At 72.7% G+C, this 22494-nt stretch carries 16 protein-coding genes and 3 pseudogenes; 8 read left to right on the top strand and 11 right to left on the bottom strand.

The genetic code is table 11. From position 1 onward, the window contains the following. Positions 1 to 190: 190 nt before the first annotated feature. Together QC282_RS04940 and idi are read left to right on the top strand one after the other, a co-directional pair. Positions 191 to 1129 (top strand): cation diffusion facilitator family transporter, encoded by a 939-nt coding sequence (locus QC282_RS04940; RefSeq protein ID WP_279547936.1) that lies wholly within the window; start codon positions 191 to 193, stop codon positions 1127 to 1129. A 244-nt stretch (positions 1130 to 1373) separates the two neighbouring features. Further along, positions 1374 to 1967 (top strand): isopentenyl-diphosphate Delta-isomerase, encoded by a 594-nt coding sequence (gene idi / locus QC282_RS04935; protein WP_279547935.1) that lies wholly within the window; start codon positions 1374 to 1376, stop codon positions 1965 to 1967. Positions 1968 to 1973: 6 nt separating this feature from the next. Here idi and QC282_RS04930 read toward each other — a convergent pair whose 3' ends face one another. Continuing rightward, complete coding sequence (locus QC282_RS04930; protein WP_279547994.1) at positions 1974 to 2480, bottom strand: ATP-binding protein; 507 nt, start codon at positions 2478 to 2480, stop codon at positions 1974 to 1976. A 174-nt stretch (positions 2481 to 2654) separates the two neighbouring features. After that, positions 2655 to 3314 (bottom strand): HdeD family acid-resistance protein, encoded by a 660-nt coding sequence (locus QC282_RS04925; RefSeq protein WP_279547934.1) that lies wholly within the window; start codon positions 3312 to 3314, stop codon positions 2655 to 2657. 240 nt (positions 3315 to 3554) lie between these two features. Between QC282_RS04925 and QC282_RS04920 the strand changes: the two genes are divergently transcribed. Further along, complete coding sequence (locus QC282_RS04920) at positions 3555 to 4301, top strand: enoyl-CoA hydratase/isomerase family protein (RefSeq protein WP_279547933.1); 747 nt, start codon at positions 3555 to 3557, stop codon at positions 4299 to 4301. Here the strand turns inward: QC282_RS04920 and QC282_RS04915 are convergent. Both QC282_RS04915 and QC282_RS04910 read right to left on the bottom strand, forming a co-directional pair. Next, positions 4282 to 4959 (bottom strand): DJ-1/PfpI family protein, encoded by a 678-nt coding sequence (locus QC282_RS04915; protein ID WP_279547932.1) that lies wholly within the window; start codon positions 4957 to 4959, stop codon positions 4282 to 4284. The genes QC282_RS04920 and QC282_RS04915 overlap by 20 nt on opposite strands. A gap of 24 nt (positions 4960 to 4983) precedes the next feature. Next, the gene (locus tag QC282_RS04910; RefSeq protein ID WP_279547931.1) at positions 4984 to 5943 is read right to left on the bottom strand and encodes a GlxA family transcriptional regulator; all 960 of its coding nucleotides are present in this window, start codon (positions 5941 to 5943) and stop codon (positions 4984 to 4986) included. Between the two features lie 238 nt (positions 5944 to 6181). Between QC282_RS04910 and QC282_RS04905 the strand changes: the two genes are divergently transcribed. From QC282_RS04905 to QC282_RS04895, 3 genes and pseudogenes are all read left to right on the top strand, one after another. Then, positions 6182 to 7048 (top strand): hypothetical protein, encoded by an 867-nt coding sequence (locus QC282_RS04905; RefSeq protein WP_279547930.1) that lies wholly within the window; start codon positions 6182 to 6184, stop codon positions 7046 to 7048. Positions 7049 to 7099: 51 nt separating this feature from the next. Beyond that, a complete protein-coding gene (locus QC282_RS04900) occupies positions 7100 to 7231 on the top strand; it encodes an LPFR motif small protein (protein ID WP_279547929.1) in 132 nt (43 codons plus the stop codon). A gap of 99 nt (positions 7232 to 7330) precedes the next feature. Beyond that, positions 7331 to 9697 (top strand): annotated as a pseudogene (locus tag QC282_RS04895) (Tex family protein); the annotation flags it as partial. Here the strand turns inward: QC282_RS04895 and QC282_RS04890 are convergent. Further along, positions 9692 to 11086: pseudogene (locus QC282_RS04890) on the bottom strand (ABC-F family ATP-binding cassette domain-containing protein); the annotation flags it as partial. The pseudogenes QC282_RS04895 and QC282_RS04890 overlap by 6 nt on opposite strands. 334 nt (positions 11087 to 11420) lie before the next feature. Between QC282_RS04890 and QC282_RS04880 the strand changes: the two are divergent. Continuing rightward, on the top strand, positions 11421 to 12494 hold the full coding sequence (locus tag QC282_RS04880) for an FAD-dependent oxidoreductase (RefSeq protein WP_279547928.1): 1074 nt from the start codon (positions 11421 to 11423) through the stop codon (positions 12492 to 12494). Here the strand turns inward: QC282_RS04880 and QC282_RS04875 are convergent. From QC282_RS04875 to QC282_RS04855, 5 genes and pseudogenes are all read right to left on the bottom strand, one after another. Next, positions 12397 to 14121, bottom strand: a complete 1725-nt coding sequence (locus QC282_RS04875) for a BCCT family transporter (RefSeq protein ID WP_279547927.1) — start codon at positions 14119 to 14121, stop codon at positions 12397 to 12399. The genes QC282_RS04880 and QC282_RS04875 overlap by 98 nt on opposite strands. 102 nt (positions 14122 to 14223) lie before the next feature. Further along, entirely contained in the window at positions 14224 to 15495 is a 1272-nt protein-coding gene (locus tag QC282_RS04870; protein WP_279547926.1) for a M14 family metallocarboxypeptidase, read from the bottom strand. Continuing rightward, the gene (locus QC282_RS04865) at positions 15492 to 17450 is read right to left on the bottom strand and encodes a Xaa-Pro dipeptidyl-peptidase (protein WP_279547925.1); all 1959 of its coding nucleotides are present in this window, start codon (positions 17448 to 17450) and stop codon (positions 15492 to 15494) included. Before QC282_RS04865 ends, QC282_RS04870 begins: the two co-directional genes overlap by 4 nt. Positions 17451 to 17598: 148 nt before the next feature. After that, positions 17599 to 17808, bottom strand: a pseudogene (locus QC282_RS04860) (hypothetical protein); the annotation flags it as partial. 16 nt (positions 17809 to 17824) lie between these two features. Then, a complete protein-coding gene (locus QC282_RS04855) occupies positions 17825 to 19297 on the bottom strand; it encodes an amino acid permease (RefSeq protein WP_279547924.1) in 1473 nt (490 codons plus the stop codon). A 209-nt stretch (positions 19298 to 19506) separates the two neighbouring features. On the opposite strand from QC282_RS04855, the gene QC282_RS04850 reads away from it, so the two are divergent. Then, positions 19507 to 20199: a MerR family transcriptional regulator gene (locus QC282_RS04850; protein ID WP_279547923.1), complete on the top strand. Its 693-nt coding sequence runs from the start codon at positions 19507 to 19509 to the stop codon at positions 20197 to 20199. Between the two features lie 105 nt (positions 20200 to 20304). Here QC282_RS04850 and QC282_RS04845 read toward each other — a convergent pair whose 3' ends face one another. Next, positions 20305 to 22482 (bottom strand): 3-hydroxyacyl-CoA dehydrogenase NAD-binding domain-containing protein, encoded by a 2178-nt coding sequence (locus QC282_RS04845; protein ID WP_279547922.1) that lies wholly within the window; start codon positions 22480 to 22482, stop codon positions 20305 to 20307. Between the last annotated feature and the right edge of the window lie 12 nt (positions 22483 to 22494).

The following is a 22494-nucleotide window of genomic DNA, read 5'->3' as shown; positions in this document are numbered from 1 at the left end:
GGCCGGAAGGCGCCCGTCACGGGCATCCGGGGCCCGCGCCACCGCGTGCCGCCGACGGCCCCCAGCGGTCTGACCTGCGCACCGTTTACGCAGGTCAGGGCACATGACAACGGTGTTCAGTGCCGCGTTGCCCGATACCCCCCGCCCGTTGTTCACTGTGAGCCGGGCGGAACACAGGAGGACTGCTGCCATGGGGGCTGGGCACGATCACGGGCACGCGCACGGGGTACCGGCGGGCGCCACGGCGACCGCGGCGTACCGCGGGAGGCTGCGCGTCGCGCTGGCGATCACGCTCGGCGTGATGGTCGTGGAGATCGTCGGCGGGGTGCTCGCCGACTCGCTCGCCCTGGTCGCGGACGCGGCGCACATGGCGACGGACGCCGTGGGCCTCGGCATGGCGCTGCTGGCGGTGCACTTCGCGAACCGGCCGCCGACCGGCAACCGCACCTTCGGGTACGCGCGTGCCGAGATCCTCGCCGCGCTCGCCAACTGCCTGCTGCTGCTCGGCGTCGGCGGTTACGTCCTGTACGAGGCGATCGAACGGTTCGTCACACCGGCCGGCACCGAGGGCGGGCTGACCGTGGTGTTCGGTCTGATCGGCCTGGCGGCGAACTCGGTGTCGCTGGTGCTGCTGATGCGGGGCCAGAAGGAGAGCCTGAACGTACGGGGCGCCTTCCTTGAAGTGGCGGCGGACGCGCTGGGCTCGGTCGCGGTGATCGTCTCGGCGCTGGTGATCCTGACCACCGGCTGGCAGGCCGCCGACCCGATCGCCTCGCTGGTGATCGGGCTGATGATCGTGCCGCGCACCTGGAAGCTGCTGCGGGAGACCGTGGACATCCTGCTGGAGGCGGCGCCGAAGGGGGTCGACATGGCGGACGTGCGGGCCCACATCCTGGCGCTGGACGGTGTCGAGGACGTCCACGACCTGCACGCCTGGACGATCACCTCGGGGATGCCGGTGCTGTCGGCGCACGTGGTGGTGCGCGGGGACGTCCTGACCGCGCTGGGCCACGAGAAGATGCTGCACGAACTGCAGGGCTGCCTGGGCGACCACTTCGACGTGGAGCACTGCACCTTCCAGCTGGAGCCGAGCGGGCACGCCGAGCACGAGGCGCGGCTCTGCCACTAGGCCGTGTCCGGGGCGGGCGCTCCGGTAGCGCACTCGTGGCGCCCGGGGGCGTCAGGGGGTGGCACTCGCGTCGGGCGCGCGCCGGTGGCGTTCACCCCGCGACCCCGGTCCGGACGCATTTCCGCGAGGCATCCCGGGCATGATCGTCGACTGGCGCTCGGGACTCGCGGGCGCCGTCAGGAATTGCCGGGAGTGCCGGATGCGTACGGCACACTGGGCGCGACGACCGATGTGAAGGATGGGTATGCCGACCACACCTGCCACCGCGACGCACAGCACGTCGAACGGCACCGCTGACGCGATTCTGCTGGAACTGGTCGACGAGAACGGTGTGACGATCGGCACCGCCGAGAAGCTCGACGCCCACCGGGCGCCGGGGCGGCTGCACCGCGCGTTCTCGGTGTTCCTGTTCGACGAGCGCGGCCGGCTGCTGCTCCAGCAGCGGGCGCTCGGCAAGTACCACTCCCCCGGCGTGTGGTCGAACACCTGCTGCGGCCACCCCTACCCGGGCGAGGCCCCCTTCGCGGCGGCGGCGCGGCGCACGTTCGAGGAGCTCGGCGTCTCCCCGTCGCTGCTCGCGGAGGCCGGCACGGTCCGCTACAACCACCCGGACCCCGCCTCGGGCCTGGTGGAGCAGGAGTACAACCACCTGTTCGTCGGTCTGGTGCAGTCCCCGCTGCGTCCGGACGCGGAGGAGATCGGCGACACCGCCTTCGTCACCCCGGCCGAGCTGATGGACCGGCACGCGAAGGACACGTTCTCCGCCTGGTTCATGACGGTGCTGGACGCCGCCCGCCCCGCGATCAGGGAGCTGACGGGCCCGTCCGCCGGCTGGTGAGGCCCGTTACGGCAGTCGCTCGGGCTTGAGCGGCAGGGCGGCCCAGATCACCTTGCCGCCGCTCGCCGTGTGCTCGACGTCGCACACCCCGCCCGCCTCCCTGGTGATCTCGCGCACCAGCAGAAGCCCGCGGCCGCCGGTCCGGCCGTGGTCGGCCTCCAGGGCCGTGGGACGGTAGGGGTGGTTGTCCTCCACGGACACCCTGATCCACTCCGCGCCGACGGCGACCTCCACGGCGAGCATCGGCGACAGCAGCGCCGCGTGCCTGACGGCGTTCGTGACCAGCTCCGAGACGATCAGCAGCAGGCCCTGGACGACGTCGTCCGCCACGGGCACCCCCTGACGCTGGAGCAGGTCGCGCACGGCGTGCCGGGCCTGCGGGACCGAGGCGTCGACGGCCGGAGCGGTGAACCGCCAGACCCCTTCGTACGGCAGTGGGCCGGGGGGTCTCCCGTCGACCGGTACGCCTGTGCCCTCTGGGCGTGGACCGGGCCCGCGCCCGTGGTTCTCCATCGTCCGGTCGCCACCCTCGCGCTCGATTGTCACCACATGTCGAGTGTTGGTAACGACCCGCTCCGCCCCGTATACCTGACCAGAAGTCAGCGACTATCGGACACTTCCGACCGTCTTTGTCCGACCGGGCCGGACCGATGACCGGTCTCTTCCCGGTTGTGCCGTGTTGGCGAACTATTCGGGTTGTACGGGTTTGGCTGTGGACTCACCCGTTTCGTTCCGCGTCCCGTGGGCACGCCCACGCGCCGCCTCCTCGTCGGCCAGCCGGCCGGAGACCATGCCCACGATCCGGCGCCCGCCGTACCCGGTGGCGATCAGGCCCAGGCCGTCGAAGAGCAGGCCGAGCGAGAAGAACGTGCCGATGACGTACTGGCTGCTGCTCGGCCAGTCGACCAGCACCAGGATGCCCAGCAGCAGGCCGAAGGCGCCCTGCACGAGCGTCCAGCCGAACTGCGGGCCGCGCACCACCAGGCTGCCGGCCAGCCGGAACACCCCACCGGTGAGGAACAGCAGCGCCGCGAACATGGTCAGCGCCTCGGCCGCCGCCTCCGGCCTGCGGAGGATCACGACGCCGGCCGCGATGTTGAGCGCGGCGACCACCACGCCGAGCCAGAAGAAGTTGGTGCCGCGCGCCTGCACCGCGTGCAGCAGGCCGACGAGTCCGCCGATCAGCAGCAGCCAGCCGAACAGCAGCATGGACGTCAGTGTGGCGACGCCGGTGTAGACGAGACCGACCAGACCCGCGAGGACCAGGACCACACCGAGCGCGGCGAGCCAGCCGAAGCCCCGGCTCAGTTTCGCCGCCTCGCCCGTGGACCTCCTGGACTGCACCATCTGCGCCTCCTCGGTTCGGCCCCCTTCGGCCCCCTCCCCCTTGAGTCCCCGTTGCCCGGCGGTGCGTAACAGTCACGTCCGCTCAGTGCGGCGCACTTGCCGCTTCTGCCCGGCATGACGTGCGACCGTCCGCGTTCGCCCGGCCGCGCGGGGCCCGCGGCCGGCGCCGCCTCGCGGACACGGCCCAGCCACCACCCCTTCTTGATCGGCCGTCCGGACGGGCCGGATAGCATCCGGCGCATGGAGCCGCAGCTGCACCACGGCGTCACCGACTCGGTGGCCACGGTCGTCATCTCCCACCCCGCGAAGCGGAACGCCATGACGGCCGCGATGTGGCGGGCGCTGCCACCGCTGCTCGACAGGCTCGCCGCCGATCCCGCCGTGCGGGCGCTGGTGCTCACGGGCGACGGCGGCACGTTCTGCGCGGGCGCCGACATCTCGACGCTGCGGAACTCGCCGGAGGAGGCGCAGGGGCTCGCCGTGCGGGCCGAGGAGGCGCTCGCCGCGTTCCCGAAGCCGACGCTGGCCGCGATCCGCGGGCACTGCGTGGGCGGCGGGTCCCAGCTGGCGGCGGCCTGCGACCTGCGGTTCGCCGCGCAGGACGCGCTGTTCGGGGTGACGCCCGCCAAGCTGGGCATCGTCTATCCGGCGTCGTCCACCCGCCGGCTGGTCTCCCTGGTCGGGCCGGCCACGGCGAAGTACCTGCTGTTCTCGGGTGAGTTGATCGACGCCGGGCGGGCGCTGCGCACGGGTCTGGTGGACGAGGTGCTGCCGGGCGGGGAACTCGACGCGCGCGTGGACGAGTTCACCCGGACCCTCGTCTCGCGCTCGCAGCTGACCCAGGCCGCGGCGAAGGAGTTCGCGGACGGCCGCACCGACCGGGACGCCCACTGGGCGGAGCAGGCGCGCGGCGGCAAGGACACCGCGGAGGGGGTCGCCGCGTTCCTGGAGCGCAGGCAGCCGAACTTCACGTGGACCGTGTCCTGAGGGACGTCCCGTCTCCGGTCGGCTGGTCGAGCACCATCCCCGGGGTCGCGCGGAACATCTCCACCAGGTGCGCGGGCGCCTTTCGCGGGGAACCGGCGTCGTGCGGCGGCTGCGGGTCGTACTCCGTGGCCAGCTGGACGGCCTGGGCGTAGTCGTCGCCGGCGATCCGGCCCAGCAGGGCGAGGCCCATGTCGATGCCGGAGGAGACGCCCGCCGCGGTGACGTACTTGCCGTCGAAGACGACCCGCTCCCCCGTGGCCTCGGCGCCGAACGGGCCTAGTTGCTCGGTGGCCAGCCAGTGGGACGTGGCCCGGCGGCCCCGCAGCAGTCCCGCGGCGGCCAGCAGCAGCGAGCCGGTGCACACGGAGGTCGTCCAGGTGCTGGTGGCGTCGGCGGCGCGCAGCCAGTCCAGCAGGACCTCGTTCTCCATCTGGGCCTGCTGGCCGGGCCCGCCGGGGACCACCACGACGTCGGGGCCCGGCACGTCGGCGAGGCTCCGGTCGGCGGTGAGGGCGAGGCTGCCCATGTCGGTGCGGACCGGGCCGGGCCGTTCGGCGACGCAGACGGTCTCGGCGTCCAGGAGGCGGCCGAGGGTCTCGTAGGGGCCGACGGCGTCGAGGGCGGTGAAGCGGTCGTAGAGGACGACGGCGATCTGCACGGCGTTTCCTTTCGAGGGGGCCGCTCAGGGCGTGGGTGCGGGGCGGAAGCGCCGCCGGTACTCGGCGGGTGCCGTCCCGAGGGTGCGGACGAAGGCGCGGCGCATGGCTTCCGGGGTGCCGTAGCCGGCGGCGCGGGAGATCTCCTCGACGCCGTCGGCCGTGTCCTCCAGCAGGCGGCGGGCGTGTTCGAGCCGGACCCGGTCGACGTAGCGGCCGGGGGTCATGCCGGTCTCGGCCTGGAAGGCGCGGGCGAAGTGGCGCGGGGAGAGCCGGGCGCGGGCGGCGAGCGCGTCGATGCTCAGGTCGGCGTCCGGGTGTTCGGTGATCCACTGCTGGACCTCGCGCAGCGGTTCGCGCTGTGCCGTCTGGGCGGCGAGCTGGGCGCTGAACTGGGCCTGGTTGCCGGGCCGGCGCAGGAAGACCACGAGGTGGCGGGCGATGGTGAGGGCGGCCTCGCGGCCCAGGTCCTCCTCGACGAGGGCGAGCGCCAGGTCGATGCCCGCGGTGACCCCGGCGGAGGTGGACACCGAGCCGTCGCGCACGTACACGGGGTCGGGGTCGACGTCGATGGCCGGGTGGTCGCGGGCGAGTTTGCCGCTGTACGCCCAGTGGGTCGTCGCCCGGCGCCCGTCCAGGAGCCCGGCGCGGGCCAGCAGGATCGCCCCGGTGCAGACCGACACCAGGCGCGTCGCACGCGGCCCGCGCTCGCGCAGCCAGTCCGTCAGACGCGGGTCGGGGTCCCGGGTGCCCTGGCCGCCGGGGACGACGAGGGTGTGCGGGTCGTCCGCCTCGGCGAAGGTCTGGTCCGGTACGAGCGTCAGGCCGCCGGAGGTGCGCACGGGGCCGCCGTCCAGGGACGCCGTGCGGATGCGGTAGGTGCCCGGGACGCCCTTCTCCGCGCCCGCGAAGACTTCGAGCGGGCCGGTGACGTCGAGGCTCTGCACGTCGTCGAAGAGGAGGAAGAGCACGGTTCGGCGGGTCATGTCACCGATTGTTGGCAGCCCCGGCGACGGCCGCAACGACGAGCTTCCCACCTTTTCTGCCATCGACCGACAGGCCCTCACCACCGGGCCCCACCCAGACTCCCGCCGCCACCGAGTCCCGCCAGGCACCTCGGGTGCCACCGCCCCACCCGGCACCTCCCGCGCCACCGGCCCCACCGGGCACATCGGCGCAGCCGGGGCCCTTCTGCACCTACCGACCAGTCGGTAACCTGCGGCCATGACTTCCTCTCTGCCGCCCCGCGCGGGACGCCGCTGCCACAACGTCCTCAACCCGCTGCACTCCGCCCACTACTTCTCGCCCGACCTCGGCACGGAGCTCGCCGCGATCGGCGTGACCGACGCGCGTGCCGCGTACTTCGCGGTGCGCGCGGCGGCGATGGGGGCGGTGGGCGCCGGGACGGTGACGGCGACCTTCTACAACTTCAGCCACGAACTCGTCGCCCGGCACGTGCCGGAGGTGTGGCGTACCGCGTCCCCCGAGGACGTACTCGCCGCACGCACGCGTGCCGTCGACGCGACGCTGCGCCGGCTGCTCGGCGCCGACACGCTCGGCTCCAAGGACGTGGCGGAGGCCGCCGAACTCGCCCTGCGGGCCACCGAGGCGTGTGTGCGCACGGCGCGCCCGCTGTACGCCGCGCACGCCGACCTGCCGGTGCCCGGCGAACCGCACCTCGCCCTGTGGCACGCGGCGACGCTGCTGCGCGAACACCGCGGCGACGGCCACCTCGCGGTGCTGCTGGACGCCGAACTCGACCCGCTGGAGGCGCTGGTCAGTCACACCGCCACCGGCAAGGGCATGGCCCCCAAGTGGGCCCTCGGCACGCGCGGATGGCGCCGGGAGGACTGGTCGGCCGCCTGCGACCGGCTGCGCGAGCGCGGACTGCTGACCGCCGACGGGGAGCTGACCGAGGCGGGCACCGCGCTGCGCCGGGACATCGAGGAGGAGACCGACCGGCTCGACCGAGCGCCCTACGAGCACCTGGGCGCCGCGGGTGTGGCCCGGCTGACGGAGCTCGCGACCGGGCTGCTGACGACGGCGCTCGCCGCGGGCGCCTTCCCGGAAGGCATGACCGGCAAGGGCTGAGGTACCCGGTCCCTCCCGGCCGGAGCGGCCGGGAGAGGAAAGGGGAAACTCGTGCTGCGAGCCATAGCGGACGTCCTGCGCCAGATCGGCGGCGCCATCGCGACCGTCGTCACGCTGCCCTTCCGGGCCCTGGCCCGGCTGTTCGGCGGCGCCTCCTCCTCGACGAGGAGCCGCCGGGCCTGACGCCGGCACCCGCCTCGCCGGATGCCGCCTGGTCCCCCCGCTGTCGGTGTCACCTGCCACAATTGCCGCGCAACCTCAGTGAGAAGGCGGTACGGGATCGTGACGACACCCGGGTCCATCGGATCCACGGCAGCAGCGTCCATCGAAGGCAGGATCGCCGAGGAACTCGGCGTACGGGAGCGGCAGGTCAGGGCCGCCGTCGAACTGCTCGACGGCGGTTCGACGGTGCCCTTCGTCGCCCGCTACCGCAAGGAAGCGACCGAGATGCTCGACGATGCGCAGCTGCGCACGATCGAGGAGCGGCTGCGCTATCTGCGGGAGCTGGAGGAGCGCCGGACGGCGATCCTGGAGTCGGTGCGCGAGCAGGGCAAGCTCACCGAGGACCTGGAGGCCCGCATCCGGGGCGCGGAGACCAAGGCGCGCCTGGAGGACATCTATCTGCCGTTCAAGCCGAAGCGGCGGACGAAGGCACAGATCGCCCGCGAGGCCGGGCTCGAACCGCTCGCCGAGGGCCTGCTGGCCGACCCCACGGTCGACCCGCAGGCCGCGGCGGCGGCGTTCGTCGACGCCGGCAAGGGCGTCGCGGACGCGCAGGCCGCGCTCGACGGGGCCCGCGCGATCCTCACCGAGAAGTTCTCGGAGGACGCCGACCTGATCGGTGAACTGCGTGAGCGGATGTGGGTGCGCGGGCGGCTGGCCGCCAAGGTGCGGGAGGGCAAGGAGGAGGCGGGCGCGAAGTTCGCCGACTACTTCGACTTCGCCGAGCCGTTCACCGAGCTGCCCTCGCACCGGGTCCTCGCGATGCTGCGCGGCGAGAAGGAGGAGGTCCTCGACCTCGTCCTGGAGCCCGAGGAGCCCACCGACGGCCCGTCGTCGTACGAGGGGATGATCGCGCACCGCTTCGGGATCGCCGACCGCGGCCGGCCGGGCGACAAGTGGCTCAAGGACACGGTCCGCTGGGCCTGGCGCACCCGCGTCCTGGTGCACCTCGGCATCGACCTGCGCCTCAGGCTGCGCACCGCCGCCGAGGACGAGGCGGTGAACGTGTTCGCGGCGAACCTGCGCGACCTGCTGCTCGCCGCCCCGGCGGGCACCCGCGCGACGCTCGGCCTGGACCCGGGCTTCCGTACGGGCGTGAAGGTCGCCGTGGTCGACGCGACCGGCAAGGTCGTGGCCACGGACGTGATCCACCCGCACGTCCCGACGAACCGGTGGGACGAGGCGATCGCCAAGCTCGCGCGGCTGGCCAGGGAACACGCGGTCGAGCTGATCGCGATCGGCAACGGCACGGCCTCCCGCGAGACCGACAAGCTCGCCGGTGAACTCATCGCGAAGCACCCGGAGTTGAAGCTCACCAAGGTGATGGTGTCCGAGGCCGGCGCCTCGGTGTACTCGGCGTCCGCGTTCGCCTCGCAGGAGCTGCCCGACATGGACGTCTCGCTGCGCGGCGCCGTGTCGATCGCCCGCCGGCTCCAGGACCCGCTGGCCGAACTGGTGAAGATCGACCCGAAGTCGATCGGCGTCGGCCAGTACCAGCACGACCTGTCCGAGGTGAAGCTGTCGCGCTCGCTGGACGCGGTGGTGGAGGACTGCGTGAACGGCGTGGGCGTGGACGTCAACACGGCGTCGGCGCCGCTGCTGTCCCGCGTCTCCGGCATCACCTCCGGCCTCGCCGAGAACATCGTGGCGCACCGGGACGCCAACGGCCCCTTCACGTCCCGCGCCGAGCTGAAGAAGGTGCCGCGGCTCGGCCCCAAGGCGTACGAGCAGTGCGCGGGCTTCCTGCGCATCCGCGGCGGCACCGACCCGCTCGACGCGTCCAGCGTGCACCCCGAGGCGTACCCCGTCGTGCGGCGCATGGTGAAGACCAGCGGGCAGGAGGTCGCGGCCCTCATCGGCAACACGGCGGTGCTGCGCTCGCTGCGCCCGCAGGACTTCGTGGACGAGACGTTCGGTCTGCCGACGGTCACCGACATCCTCAAGGAGCTGGAGAAGCCGGGCCGCGACCCGCGTCCGGCGTTCCGGACGGCCACCTTCAAGGAGGGCGTCGAGAAGATCTCCGACCTGTCCGCCGGGATGATCCTGGAGGGCGTCGTGACGAACGTGGCGGCGTTCGGCGCGTTCGTGGACGTCGGCGTCCACCAGGACGGTCTGGTGCACGTCTCCGCGATGTCGAAGACGTTCGTGAAGGACCCGCGCGACGTGGTGAAGCCCGGTGACATCGTCAAGGTGAAGGTCCTCGACGTGGACATCCCGCGCAAGCGGATCTCGCTGACGCTGCGGCTGGACGACGAGGCCGCGCCGCAGGAGCGGCAGGGCGGCGGCGGGCGTCAGCAGCAGCGGGGCGGCAGGCCGCCGCAGCAGCGTCAGGGCCGCGGCGGAGGAGGCGGTGGCGGTGGCGGCGGGTCGCGTCAGGCGGCGCCGCCCGCCAACAGCGCGATGGCGGACGCGCTGCGTCGCCGCGGGCCGCAGCACATGGTCCGTCTTCAGGCCGAACTTGGCGAGCAGCGTGCGGACCTCGACCGGTTCGGTGTCCGGGACCGCCGCGCGGAACGCGTCGAGCAGCGCCTCGTGGCCGTGGAACAGCTTGCGGGCCTGGTCGACCTCCCCGACCAGGACCCCGGAGCCGAGCGCGGCGTGCCCGGCGTCCAGCGGCACGCGGCCGAGCAGCGCGGCGAGCAGCGTCGACTTCCCGGCGCCGTTCGCCCCGGTGACGGCCACCCGGTCCGCCCAGTCGATCTGCAGCGTCACCGGGCCGAGGGTGAACGCGCCGCGGCGCACCTCGGCGTCGCGCAGGGAGGCCACGACGGCGCCGGAGCGCGGGGCCGCCGCGATCTCCATGCGCAGCTCCCACTCCTTGCGCGGTTCCTCCACGGCGTCCAGCCGCTCGATCATGCGCTGGGTCTGCCGGGCCTTCGCGGCCTGCTTCTCACTGGCCTCGCTGCGGAACTTGCGGCCGATCTTGTCGTTGTCGTTGCCGGCCTTGCGGCGGGCGTTCTTCACGCCCTTGTCCATCCAGGAGCGCTGCATCTGCGCCCGGTCCTGGAGGGCCGCCTTCTTGTCGGCGTACTCCTCGAACTCCTCCCGGGCGTGCCGGCGGGCCACCTCCCGCTCCTCCAGGTAGGCCTCGTAGCCGCCGCCGTAGAGGGTGATCCGCTGCTGGGCGAGGTCGAGTTCGAGGACCTTGGTGGTGGTGCGGGCGAGGAACTCGCGGTCGTGGCTGACGACGACGGTGCCCGCGCGCAGGCCGCGGACGAAGCGCTCCAGGCGTTCCAGGCCTTCCAGGTCGAGGTCGTTGGTGGGCTCGTCCAGCAGGAAGACGTCGTAGCGGGACAGCAGCAGGGACGCGAGCGAGGCGCGGGCCGCCTGTCCGCCGGACAGGGACGTCATCGGCTGGTCCAGGTCGACGGCGAGGCCGAGCGAGCCGGCGACCTCCTCGGCGCGTTCGTCGAGGTCGGCGCCGCCGAGGGCCAGCCAGCGCTCCAGGGCGGTCGCGTACGCGTCGTCGGCGCCGGGCGCCCCGTCGACCAGGGCCTGCGTCGCCTCGTCCATGGTGCGCTGGGCCTCGGCGACTCCGGTGCGGCGGGCCAGGAACTCCCGGATCGTCTCGCCGGGCCTGCGCTCCGGTTCCTGCGGCAGGTGTCCCACGCTCGCGGCCGGCGGGGACAGCCGCAGCTCGCCCTGCTCGGGCGCGGTGAGCCCGGCGAGCATGCTGAGCAGGGTGGACTTGCCCGCGCCGTTGGCCCCGACGAGTCCGATCACGTCGCCCGGGGCGACGACGAGGTCGAGGCCGGTGAACAGGGAGCGGTCGCCGTGGCCGGCGGCGAGGTTCTTCGCGACGAGGGTGGCAGTCATCAGACCGCAGATCCTAGCCTCCGGGGCCCGCCGCCCGCGTCCCGGTTTTCCGGCCCTCCGCCGTGGGCGTCACCGCTTCCACCAGCACGGTTCCCCACGTGCGCGCCACGACGAAGGACGTGCCCCGCTCCGCCTTCGCGGGCCGGACGAGCGGATGCCGGCCGGTCCCCGGGGCGCCGTCGAAGACCTCGTGGGTGTGGCTGCGGTACAGGCGGTGGAGGCGGTACGCGGTGAGCGTGCCCCAGCAGGGCGAGGTGCTCGGCAGACGTGCTGGGAGTGTCCCCGGCTCGGGGGCGACGTGAGCACGGCGCGGCGCTTCCGCTACCGTCCCCGCGTGGCATACGAACAGGATGGCGACGTCGTCGTGGTCGGCGGCGGGGTGATCGGTCTGACGACGGCCGTGGTCCTCGCCGAGCGGGGCGGGCGGGTGCGGGTGTGGACGCGGGAGCCGGCCGAGCTGACCACCTCGGCGGTCGCGGGCGCCCTGTGGTGGCCCTACCGGATCGAGCCGCTGGCGCGGGCACGCGCGTGGGCGCTGCGTTCCCTGGACGTGTACGAGGAGTTGGCGGCCGACCCGGCGTCGACCGGCGTACGGATGGCCGAAGGCGTACTGGGCGAGACCGGCCTGGACGAGGTCGGCGCGTGGGCCGCGGCCCGGCTGCCGGGGCTGCGTGCGGCGACGCCCGGGGAGTACGGCGGTCACGGGCTGTGGGCGCGGCTGCCGCTTGTCGACATGTCGGTTCATCTCCCCTATCTGCGGGAGCGGTTGGTGAAGGCCGGCGGGATCGTCGAGGAGCGCGCGGTGTCGGACCTCGCTCAGGCCGACGCGCCGGTCGTGGTCAACTGCACGGGCCTCGGCGCCCGCGAGCTGGTGCCGGACCCGTCGGTGCGTCCGGTGCGCGGGCAGTTGGTCGTGGTGGAGAACCCCGGGATCCGCACCTGGCTGGTGTCCACGGGCCCGGACGGGGCGATGGCGTACTTCTTCCCGCAGCCGGGCCGGCTGGTGCTGGGCGGCACGGCCGAGGAGGACGCCTGGTCACGGGAGCCCGACCCGGCGGTGGCCGAGGCGATCGTGCGGCGGTGCGCGGCGCTGCGACCGGAGATCGCCGGCGCCCGGGTGCTGGAGCACCGGGTGGGGCTCCGGCCGGCCCGTGACGCGGTCCGGCTGGCCCGCGAACCGCTGCCGGACGGGCGGGTGCTGGTGCACAACTACGGCCACGGCGGCGCGGGCGTCACCGTGGCCTGGGGCTGCGCGCGGGAGGCGGCGGACCTGGCCGCCTCCCGCAGAACAGCCGTACGGCGCCGAGCGGTCAGTGCTTGCCGATCGGGTCGCCCTCCACGTCCGTGCCGGGGCCCGGTCCGACCCGGATCTGGAACTCGCCGTCATACTTCGTGTGACCCTCGATGACGGCCATCTCGACGGCCTCGCCCGCCATTTCGCCGCGCACGATGAGCGGGTCCCGGCGCAGGTCCCGCATCAGCGCGACGCACATCAGGATCATCACCACGACGAACGGCGCCGCCGCGAGGATGGTCAGGTTCTGCAGGCCTTGCAGCGCGTCGCCCTGGCCGCTGCCGACCAGCAGCATGATGGCCGCCACGGCACCGGTGACCACACCCCAGAACACCACGACCAGACGGCCCGGTTCGAGCGCGCCCTTCTGCGACAGGCTGCCCATCACGATGGACGCGGCATCGGCGCCCGAGACGAAGAAGATGCCGACCAGGATCATCACCAGCAGGCTCGTGGCGGTGGCGACGGGGTAGTCGCGCAGCACGGCGAACAGCTGCCCCTCGGGCGTGGCCTCCTCGCCGAGCCTGCCCTGTTCCTGGAGCCTCATCGCCGAGCCGCCGAAGACCGCGAACCAGACCAGGCTGACCGTGCTGGGCACGAGGATGACGCCGCCGATGAACTGCCGGATCGTACGGCCCCGGCTGATGCGGGCGATGAACATGCCGACGAAGGGCGTCCAGGAGATCCACCACGCCCAGTAGAAGACCGTCCAACTGCTCAGCCAGGTGGCGACGCCCTCACCGCCGCTGGCCTCGGTGCGCCCGGCGAGGTCCGGCAGTTCGCCGAGGTAGGCGAAGACGGACGACGGCAGCAGGTCCAGGACGATGATGGTCGGACCGGCCACGAACACGAACAGGGCGAGGATCAGCGCCAGCACCATGTTGATGTTGGACAGCCACTGGATGCCCCTCTCCACACCGGAGACGGCCGACGCCACGAACGCCAGGGTCAGCACCGCGATGATGGTGACGAGCAGCCCGGTGCTGACCTTGTCCATCCAGTCCAGCTCCTGCACACCGGAGCCGATCTGCAGCGCGCCGAGCCCCAGGGAGGCCGCCGAGCCGAAGACGGTCGCGACGATCGCCAGGATGTCGATGACCCGGCCGCCGACGCCGCCCGCGTGCCGCTTGCCGATGAGCGGCGTGAAGACGGCGCTGATGGTCTGGCGGCGCCGCCGGCGGAAGGTGCTGTACGCGATGGCGAGTCCGACCACCGCGTAGATCGCCCACGGGTGCAGCGTCCAGTGGAACAGGGTGGTGGCCATGGCCACCTCCATGCGGTCACCGGAGTCGGCCGGGTCGGTGCCCGGCGGCGGGGTCGTGTAGTGCGACAGCGGTTCGCTCACGCCGTAGAACATCAGGCCGATGCCCATGCCGGCGCTGAACATCATCGCGACCCACGACACGGTGCGGAACTCGGGCTTCTCGCCCTCGGCGCCGAGGTGGATGCGGCCGTAGCGGCTGGCCGCGAGCCACAGCGCGAAGACGACGAATCCGGAGGCGGCCAGCATGAACGCCCAGCCGCCGTTGTGCATCAGGCCGCCGAGCATGCTGCTGGAGACGTCTTCGAGGGAGTCGGTGGCCGCGGCGCCCCAGGTCACGAACGCCAGGGTGAGAACGGCGGTGACGCCGAACACGATCCGGTCGGTGCTGGGCCGCCCCCGGCCGGGGAGGCCCGCTTCCGATCCGGGTAGCGAACCTCCCTCGTCTCGTTCCTTGTCGCTTGCCTGGTCGTGCGTCACAGGCGGCACCTTTCACCGAGTCAGTGGGACGGAGGGTGGCGGAAGCAAATCCGCCGACGCGCTCGATACGCTGCTACCACATGCGACGCCGTTCTCACCTCTTCAGCAGGTCGTGTCCGGTTCACCCGTGGTCAAGTGATACGCCGCCCTCCCGTCCAGCAGCAAGGGGACGAGCGCGCGCATCTGCTGGCGCAGGGGGACGCGGGCGCCGTCGCCGTCCGGTGTCACGCGCACGCCGTGAAGCGCCAGCTCGTCGCCGAACTCCGCGTACTGGGCGGCGTCGAGGCGGTAGGCGCAGGGCGGGTCCTGGATCACCTCGGCCGGTTCGGCGGGGTCGTTGTCGGCGCCGCCGAGGTACACCGGCCCGGTGTCCGCGAGGCCGGCCGTCCGGGCCGCCGCGGTGGCCGCCTCGACACGGCCGCGCCGTTCGTTCGCGAACCCGAACAAGCCGTCCAGGGCGGCTAGCTGGGAGGTCACGCGGCGCCGGTTGTTGAGCGCCTCGTCGGCCTTCTCGGCGTCCGTGAGGGCGTCGACGCGGCTCTCGATGAGCAGGCCCACCGCATGCTTGATGCCGGACATGTTCCGCAAAATCCGCTCTTGTCCGTCACCGGCGACCTGCCGGACCGGGTCGCCCGTGACGGGGTCGGTCCAGATGCCGTAGGTGCCGGTCGAGTGGCCGGCGGCCCCGGCCGCGGGACGGACGTACGCCCCGGAGAGGGTGGTGGCCTCGTCGTGGACGGCCGCGTCCGTGTTGAGGTTGCGCGGCCACAGGTCGAAGAGATCCTTGTCGTAGTACGGGGGTGTGGCGCCGTACTCGTGCAGGTCGTAGACGATGTCGGGCCGGTGGTCCCGGACGAGCGCGGCCAGCGCCCGGCCCTCGGCCGTCTTCAGCGCGACGTGGTCGCGGTTGACGTCCACGCCGTCGCCGTTGCCCCGGGTGCCGGCGGCGCGGCCGTCGGGGTTGGCGGTCGGCACGACCAGCACGGTGGTGCGCTCCAGGAAGCGGCGGGTCGGGGTGTCCCGCGCGAACGCCAGGTCGCGGACGGTGGTCAGGCACGCCTCGCGGCCGGCCGGCTCGTCGCCGTGCTGGCTGCACACGAGCAGCACGGTGTTCGGCGCGCGGCCCGTGCCGACCCGGACGAGCTGGAGCGGGCGGCCCTCCTCGGTGGTGCCGACGCGGTCGACGGACACCCGGTCGCTCGCCCGGTCGACGGCCGCGAGGAAGCCCCATTCCTCGGGCTGGGTCGTCCAGCGGGCACCGGCGGTGCGCTCGAAACCGGTACGGGGCGGGGCGTCGTGCGCGCTCGCCGGCGTCGCCGCCAGGGACGCGGCCAGGGCCGCCGTGGTCAGGGTCAGGGCGCGGAGACGGTTCACCGGGCTCCCTCCGGGACGCGGTGGGTGGTGCGGGGTTCCGGCACGCCGTCCAGGACGGTGGGCGTGGGCGCGGCGGGCGGCTGCCCGGCGGTGGCGCGGGCGAAGGCCGCCGTGCCGCCGGTGACCGGGACGTGCGCCGAGGTGCGGGACAGGTCCACGGTCAGCGTCGGGGTGTCGGCGGGCGGGTCGATGAGGCCCTGGTCCGTGCCGCCGACGATCAGCGCGAGGCGGTGGCCCCGGGGCACGACGTGGTCGGTGGCGGCCAGGTCGAGGGTGATGGTGTACGCGCGACCCGGGGTGAGCGGGGCGCCCCGGTCGGAGGCGTGGTTGCCGAGGTCGGCCCAACCGCGGCTGACGATCGTGTGGTCGACGTCGGTGGTGTCCGCCCGGGTCTCCTTGAAGCAGGAGCTGTCGCCGGTGGTGCTCGCGCCCCAGCAGGTGCGGTCGGTGAGCGTGGTGATGCCCTCCCCCGATGCGGCGTAGTCGCGGACGGTGTCCGGGCCGAGGTCCACGAGGACGGCGGACAGATGGGCCGTCGGCGTGGTCGGGGTCACGGTGACGGTGAGCCGGGAGGAGCCCGCGAGCCGCAGGTCGCGGGCGAGCGGCGCGGTGGTGAAGCCGGCCTTGTCCGGTGTCGGCCGGTCGATGTGCGCGGCCCAGTCGGTCTCGCCGTGCTCGGGGTTGTCGGTGAAGGTCTCGGTGCCGGTGCCGGGGCGGAGGCCGAGGGTGCCGACGCCGGGCCGGTCGCCCGCGGCGGGGCGCAGCGTCACGGCGTGGGTGGCGCGCGGGGGCCAGACAGGGGAGGTGACCCACTGGTCGGGGCTGCGTTCGACGTCGGCCATCGGCTCGCGGTCGATGCCGTTGTCGTAGCCGAGGAGTTCGTGGTCGAACCAGCGGTGCAGGGTTTTGACCCAGGTGGCGCGGCGGAAGTCGAACGGGTCGACGTGGCCGGTCTGGGAGAGCCAGATCTTGCGCTCGACGCCGTGCCGCGCGAGGGCGTCCCACCACTGGCCGACGTGCTGCATACGGACGTTGAGGTCCTGCATACCGTGGACCAGGAAGACGCTGGCCTTCACCTTGCTCGCCGCCCGCACGTAGTCGCGTTCGGTCCACAGCGGTGTCCAGTCGCCGGTGCGGGGCGCGCCCTCGACGAGTTCGCGCTGCACGGCGGCGCACCTGGCGCGTGCGTCGGGGCTGTTGACGTAGTTCGACAGCCAGTCGGGGCCGGAGTCGTACAGCGGGGCGCCCTTGGCGAAGTAGTAGTCGTACCAGGAGGAGATCGCGCTGATCGGGACGATCGTCTCCAGGCCCTCGACGCCGGTCGCGGCGACGCCGTTGGCGATCGTGCCGTCCCAGCTCTTGCCGATCATGCCGGTGCGGCCGTTGGTCCAGGTGGCTTCGGCGCGTTCGGTGCCGGTGCGGGTGGTGTACGCCCTGCCGCGGCCGTTGAGCCAGTCGACGACCGCCTTCGCGGACCGGACGTCGGAGCGGCCGCCGACGTCGACGCAGCCGTCGGAGCGGTTGGTGCCGGCGAGGTCGACGCCGACGAAGGCGTAGCCGCGCGGCACGAAGTAGTTGTCGTAGTACAGCGGCATCTGTACGACGTCGCCGTCCGCGTCGTACGTCTTCTTCTGGCTCTCGTTGCCGCGCCCGCAGCAGGAGTAGTACGGGCTGGCGTCCATCACGACGGGGATCCGGCGGCCCTGCCGGGCCGGTTCGCGGGGCCGGACGATGTCGACGGCGACCCGGTCGCCGCGTCCGTCGCCGTCGCCGTCGAGGCCGGTGTCCACCCAGACGGCCTCGCGGACGGCGTTGTCGTACGAGTACACGGGGAGGCTCTCCCGCGCAGTGGCGGGCGCCGCCGAGGCGGGGGTGGTCAGGGCGGTGGCCAGCAGAGCGGCCGTGGCCGCCGTCGCGAGCGGTCTCCAGATCGTGAAGCGCGTGCGTATCGGCATGCGCGGACGGTACATCGGTCAACTGCTGCGCAGAAGAGGGCCGGTGGGGTGCCGGGGACCGGGGCGCCTGACGGGGTGCCCACCGTGTGGATCAACGTCCTTGTACGGGCGGGACCTTGACGGCGTGCCCGGGTCGGTCGCCGTGGCCGTTCGCCGCGCGGGTGCGGTACCCGGTCCGGTGGGCCCGCTCCGGTTCCGGCCGGCGGCGGGAGAGGGCCGGCACGAAGCCCTTGCCCCGGCCGCCGTTGTCGTCGCAGACATGGGCGATCGGTTCGACGCCCTGGGCGGCGGGGGCGGTGGCGGTGGCGTCACCGCGGACGTACGCGATCTCCGGATGACGCCACCGTACGGCCCCCACTGACGACCTCTCGGACCTAGTGGCCCTTGGTGAGGTCCGTCAGTTCGCGGTCCGCGGTCCGTGCGACGCGGCGGCGGACTCCGAACCAGCCCGCCACCAGCATCAGCGCGATCACGGGGACGAGCAGCAGCGTCTTGCGGCCGACCTCGGGGTCGTTCCCCATCAGGCCGAGGACCGCCACGAGGAAGGCGATCGTCGCGATCTCCGTGACCGGGCTGCCGGGGAGGCGGAAACCCGGCCGGGTGAGCTCGCCGGCCCTGGCCCGGCGGACGAAGACCAGGTGGCAGATCATGATGATCACCCACGTGCTGATGATGCCGAGGGAGGCCACGTTCAGCACGATCTCGAAGGCCTGGCTCGGCACGAGGTAGTTGAGGCCGACGCCCAGTACGCACACGGCGCAGGTGAGCAGGATGCCGCCGTAGGGGACCTGGCTGCGGTTCATCACGGCGGTGAACTTCGGGGCCGAGCCCGCCATCGCCATGGAGCGCAGGATGCGGCCCGTGGAGTACAGGCCGGAGTTCAGCGACGACATCGCGGCCGTGAGGACCACCAGGTTCATCACGTCGTCGGCCGCCGGGACGCCGATCTTCGACAGGACCGTCACGAACGGGCTCTGGTCGGCCGAGTAGACCGAACCCGGGAGCAGGAGCGCGAGGAGGACGACCGAGCCCACGTAGAACAGGCCCACGCGCCACATGATCGAGTTCACCGCGCGCGGGACGACCTTCTCCGGCTCGGCGGTCTCGCCCGCCGCGACGCCGACCAGCTCCAGCGCGGCGTACGCGAAGATCACGCCCTGCATGACGAGGACGACCGGCATCACGCCGTGCGGGAAGACCCCGCCGTTGTCGGTGATCACGCTCAGGCCGGGCGTTCCGCCGCCCACCTCGTGCCGGGTCGCCAGCAGGAAGATGCCGATCAGCATGAACGCGACGAGCGTGGCCACCTTGATGATCGCGAACCAGAACTCCAGCTCGCCGAAGATCTTCACCGAGATCAGGTTCACCGCGAGCACGACCGCGAGCGCGGCCAGCGCCAGCACCCACTGCGGGATGTCGGTGAACAGGCTCCAGTAGTGCGTGTACAGCGCGATCGCGGTGATGTCGGCGATACCGGTCGTCGACCAGTTCAGGAAGTACATCCAGCCGGCGACGTACGCGCCCTTCTCGCCGAGGAACTCCCGCGCGTACGACACGAAGGAGCCGGAGGACGGCCGGTACAGGACCAGCTCGCCCAGGGCGCGGACGACGAAGAACGCGAACACGCCGCACACGAGGTAGGCCAGCGCGAGCGCCGGGCCGGCGGAGTGCAGGCGTCCTCCGGCGCCCAGGAAGAGTCCGGTGCCGATCGCGCCGCCGATGGCGATCATGTTGACGTGGCGGGCCTTGAGGTCCTTGCTGTAACCGGCGTCGCCCGCGTCCGCGGGCTTCTGGGCCGCCCCGGTGCGGGGCACGGCCTGTGCCGTGTCCACGGCGTCCTTGCTCACGGGTCGTTCTACTCTCTGGTGCCGCCCGGGTGGGTCTCCCCCGGGTGTCCGGATGTGCCATGGCCGGCGCTCCTGGATGCGGGCACAGACCACAGGCCCACCTTCCCCGACAAACGCCCTGGTAGGCGGTGGGGTACGTCACAGAGCGGGACATCTCACACGGCGCCGGAGGGTTTCACACTTCTGGTGAGACAGTGATACTGCTGCACATGACGACGGACACCGAGCAGCCGACCCTCACGATCGACGAGCTGGCCGCGCGGTCCGGCGTCACGGTCCGCACGATCCGCTTCTACAGCACCCGGGGCCTGCTGCCGCCGCCGGTGCTCGGACCGCGCCGCGTGGGCCGCTACGGCCGGGAGCACCTGGCCCGGCTCGCGCTGATCGAGGAGCTCCAGCGGCAGGGCATGACCCTGGCCGGCATCGAACGGTATCTGGAGCGGCTGCCGGCGGACCTGAGCGCCGACGACCTGGCCATCCACCGGGCGGTCGTGGCCTCCTGGGCGCCCGACTCCGTGGCGACCGTGTCCCTGGAGGAGCTGCGGCGGCGGGCCGGGCGGGCGCTGGACGACGGTGACGTGGAGCGGCTGGTGGCGATGGACGTCGTCACGCGCGAGGGCGACGACTTCCGCGTGGACTCCGGTCTGCTGCGGCTCGGTGTGCAGTTGCTGGACGTGCCGCTGTCGCAGGAGTCGATCCTCGCCGCCCGGACGGTTCTGACCGGGCACGCGCGTGCCGCCGCGCACGAGCTGTCTCAGCTGCTGCGCGGCGAGACGTCGGAGCGGGCCGCTCAGGACGTGCGGTCGCTGTCGGCGCACATGCAGCCCATCGTGGTGCAGGCGCTGCTGACCGCGTTCCAGCGGTCGCTGCGGGAGGAACTGCGGGCCTGGGTGGACCGCTGACGGCACGCCCGCGGTCCCGCCTCCGACGGGGCCCGCGCGGGACGGTGGGTCCGCACGCGTGCGGACCCACCGTTCGTACGACGTCTTCCGCGCCCCCCGGGCGGGTCAGGCGGCGTCGGTGAAGGTCTCGCCCTTCTCCGCCTTCTCCACCAGCAGCGCGGGCGGCGTGAACCGCTCGCCGTAGCGGTCGGCGAGCTCACGCGCGCGTGCCACGAAGCCCGGCAGACCGCCCTGGTAGCCGTTGATGTACTGCAGGACGCCGCCGGTCCAGCCGGGGAAGCCGATGCCGAGGATGGAGCCGATGTTGGCGTCGGCGACCGACGTCAGCACGCCCTCCTCCAGCAGCCGCACGGTGTCCAGCGCCTCCGAGAACAGCATGCGCTCCTGCATGTCCTCGAACGGGATGCGGTGTCCCGGCTTCGTGAAGTGCTCGCGCAGACCCGGCCACAGGCCTGTGCGCCCGCCGTTGTCGTCGTAGTCGTAGAAGCCCGCGCCGCCGCTGCGGCCGGTGCGGCCGAACTCGTCGACCATGCGGTCCACGACCGCCTCCGCCGGGTGCGTCTGCCAGGTGCCGCCCGCCTCCTCGACGGCCCGCTTCGACTCGGCGCGGATCTTGCGCGGCAGGGTCAGCGTCAGCTCGTCCATGAGGGAGAGCACCTTGGCCGGGTAGCCCGCCTGCGCGGCGGCCTGCTCCACGGACGCGGGCTCGATGCCCTCGCCGACCATCGCGACGCCCTCGTTGATGAAGTGCCCGATGACGCGCGAGGTGAAGAAGCCGCGCGAGTCGTTGACGACGATCGGCGTCTTGTTGATCTGCCGGACCAGGTCGAAGGCGCGGGCCAGCGCCTCGTCGCCGGTGCGCCCACCCTTGATGATCTCGACCAGCGGCATCTTGTCGACCGGTGAGAAGAAGTGCAGCCCGATGAAGTCGGTCTGCCGCTCGACGCCCTCGGCGAGGACGGTGATGGGCAGCGTCGAGGTGTTGGAGCACAGCAGCGCGTCGGGCGCGACGACGTGCTGGATCTCCTGGAACACCTTGTGCTTGAGGGCGGTGTCCTCGAAGACGGCCTCGATGACGGCGTCGCAGCCGGCGAGGTCCTGCGGGTCCGCGGTGGGCGTGATGCGGGCGAGCAGCGCGTCGGCCTTCTCCCGCGTGGTGCGGCCCTTGGCGACGGCCTTGGCGCACAGCTTCTCCGAGTAGCCCTTGCCCTTGGCGGCGGCCTCGGGGGAAACGTCCTTGAGGACGACGTCGATGCCCGCGCGGGCGCACGAGTAGGCGATGCCGGCGCCCATCATCCCGGCGCCGAGGACGGCGACCTTCGTGACCTTGCGGGGCTCGATGCCCTGGGGGCGGTTGGCGCCGGAGTTGACGGCCTGGAGGTCGAAGAAGAACGCCTGGATCATGTTCTTCGAGGTCTGCCCGGCGGCCAGTTCCACGAAGTAGCGTGCCTCGATGACCTGGGCGGTCTCGAAGTCGACCTGGGCGCCCTCGACGGCGGCGGCCATGATGTTGCGCGGCGCCGGGTAGGGCGCGCCGTTCGTCTGCTTGCGCAGGTTGGCCGGGAACGCGGGCAGGTTGGCGGCGAACTTGGGGTGGGACGGCGTTCCGCCGGGGATGCGGTAGCCGGGCCGGTCCCAGGGCTGCTGCGACTCGGGGTGGGCGTCGATGAACGCGCGCGCCCTGGCGAGGAGTTCGTCCCGCGTCTCGGCGACCTCGTCCACCAGGCCGTTGTCCAGGGCGCGCCGCGGGTTGTACTGGGTGCCCTGCAGGAGCACCTTCAGCAGGGCGTCGGTGATGCCGAGCATGCGGACGGTGCGGACGACGCCGCCTCCGCCGGGCAGCAGGCCGAGGGTGACCTCGGGGCAGCCGATCTTGGAGCCGGGGGCGTCGAGGGCGACGCGGTGGTGGCAGGCGAGGGCGATCTCGTAACCGCCGCCGAGGGCCGCGCCGTTGATGGCGGCGACGACGGGCTTGCCGAGGGTCTCGATGCGGCGCAGGTTGCGCTTGATGGCCATGCCGCCGTCGAAGAGGTCCTGGGCGGTCTCGGGGGTGACGCGGATCAGGTCGCGCAGGTCGCCGCCGGCGAAGAAGGTCTTCTTGGCGGACGTGACGATGACGCCGCGGATGGAGTCCTTCTCGGCCTCCAGGCGGTCGGTGATCGCGGCGAGCGACTCCCGGAACGCCTGGTTCATGGTGTTGGCGGACTGGCCCGGGTCGTCGAGGACGAGGGTGACGACACCGGTGTCGTCCTGTTCCCAGCGGATGGTGGTGCTCTCGGTCATGACAGGGGTCTC

The sequence above is a fragment of the Streptomyces sp. DH24 genome, from assembly GCF_029813775.1.
Lineage (GTDB): Bacteria > Actinomycetota > Actinomycetes > Streptomycetales > Streptomycetaceae > Streptomyces.
The sequence above is the reverse complement of the archived record's forward strand: the minus strand, read 5'-3'. Positions and strand labels throughout refer to the sequence as shown.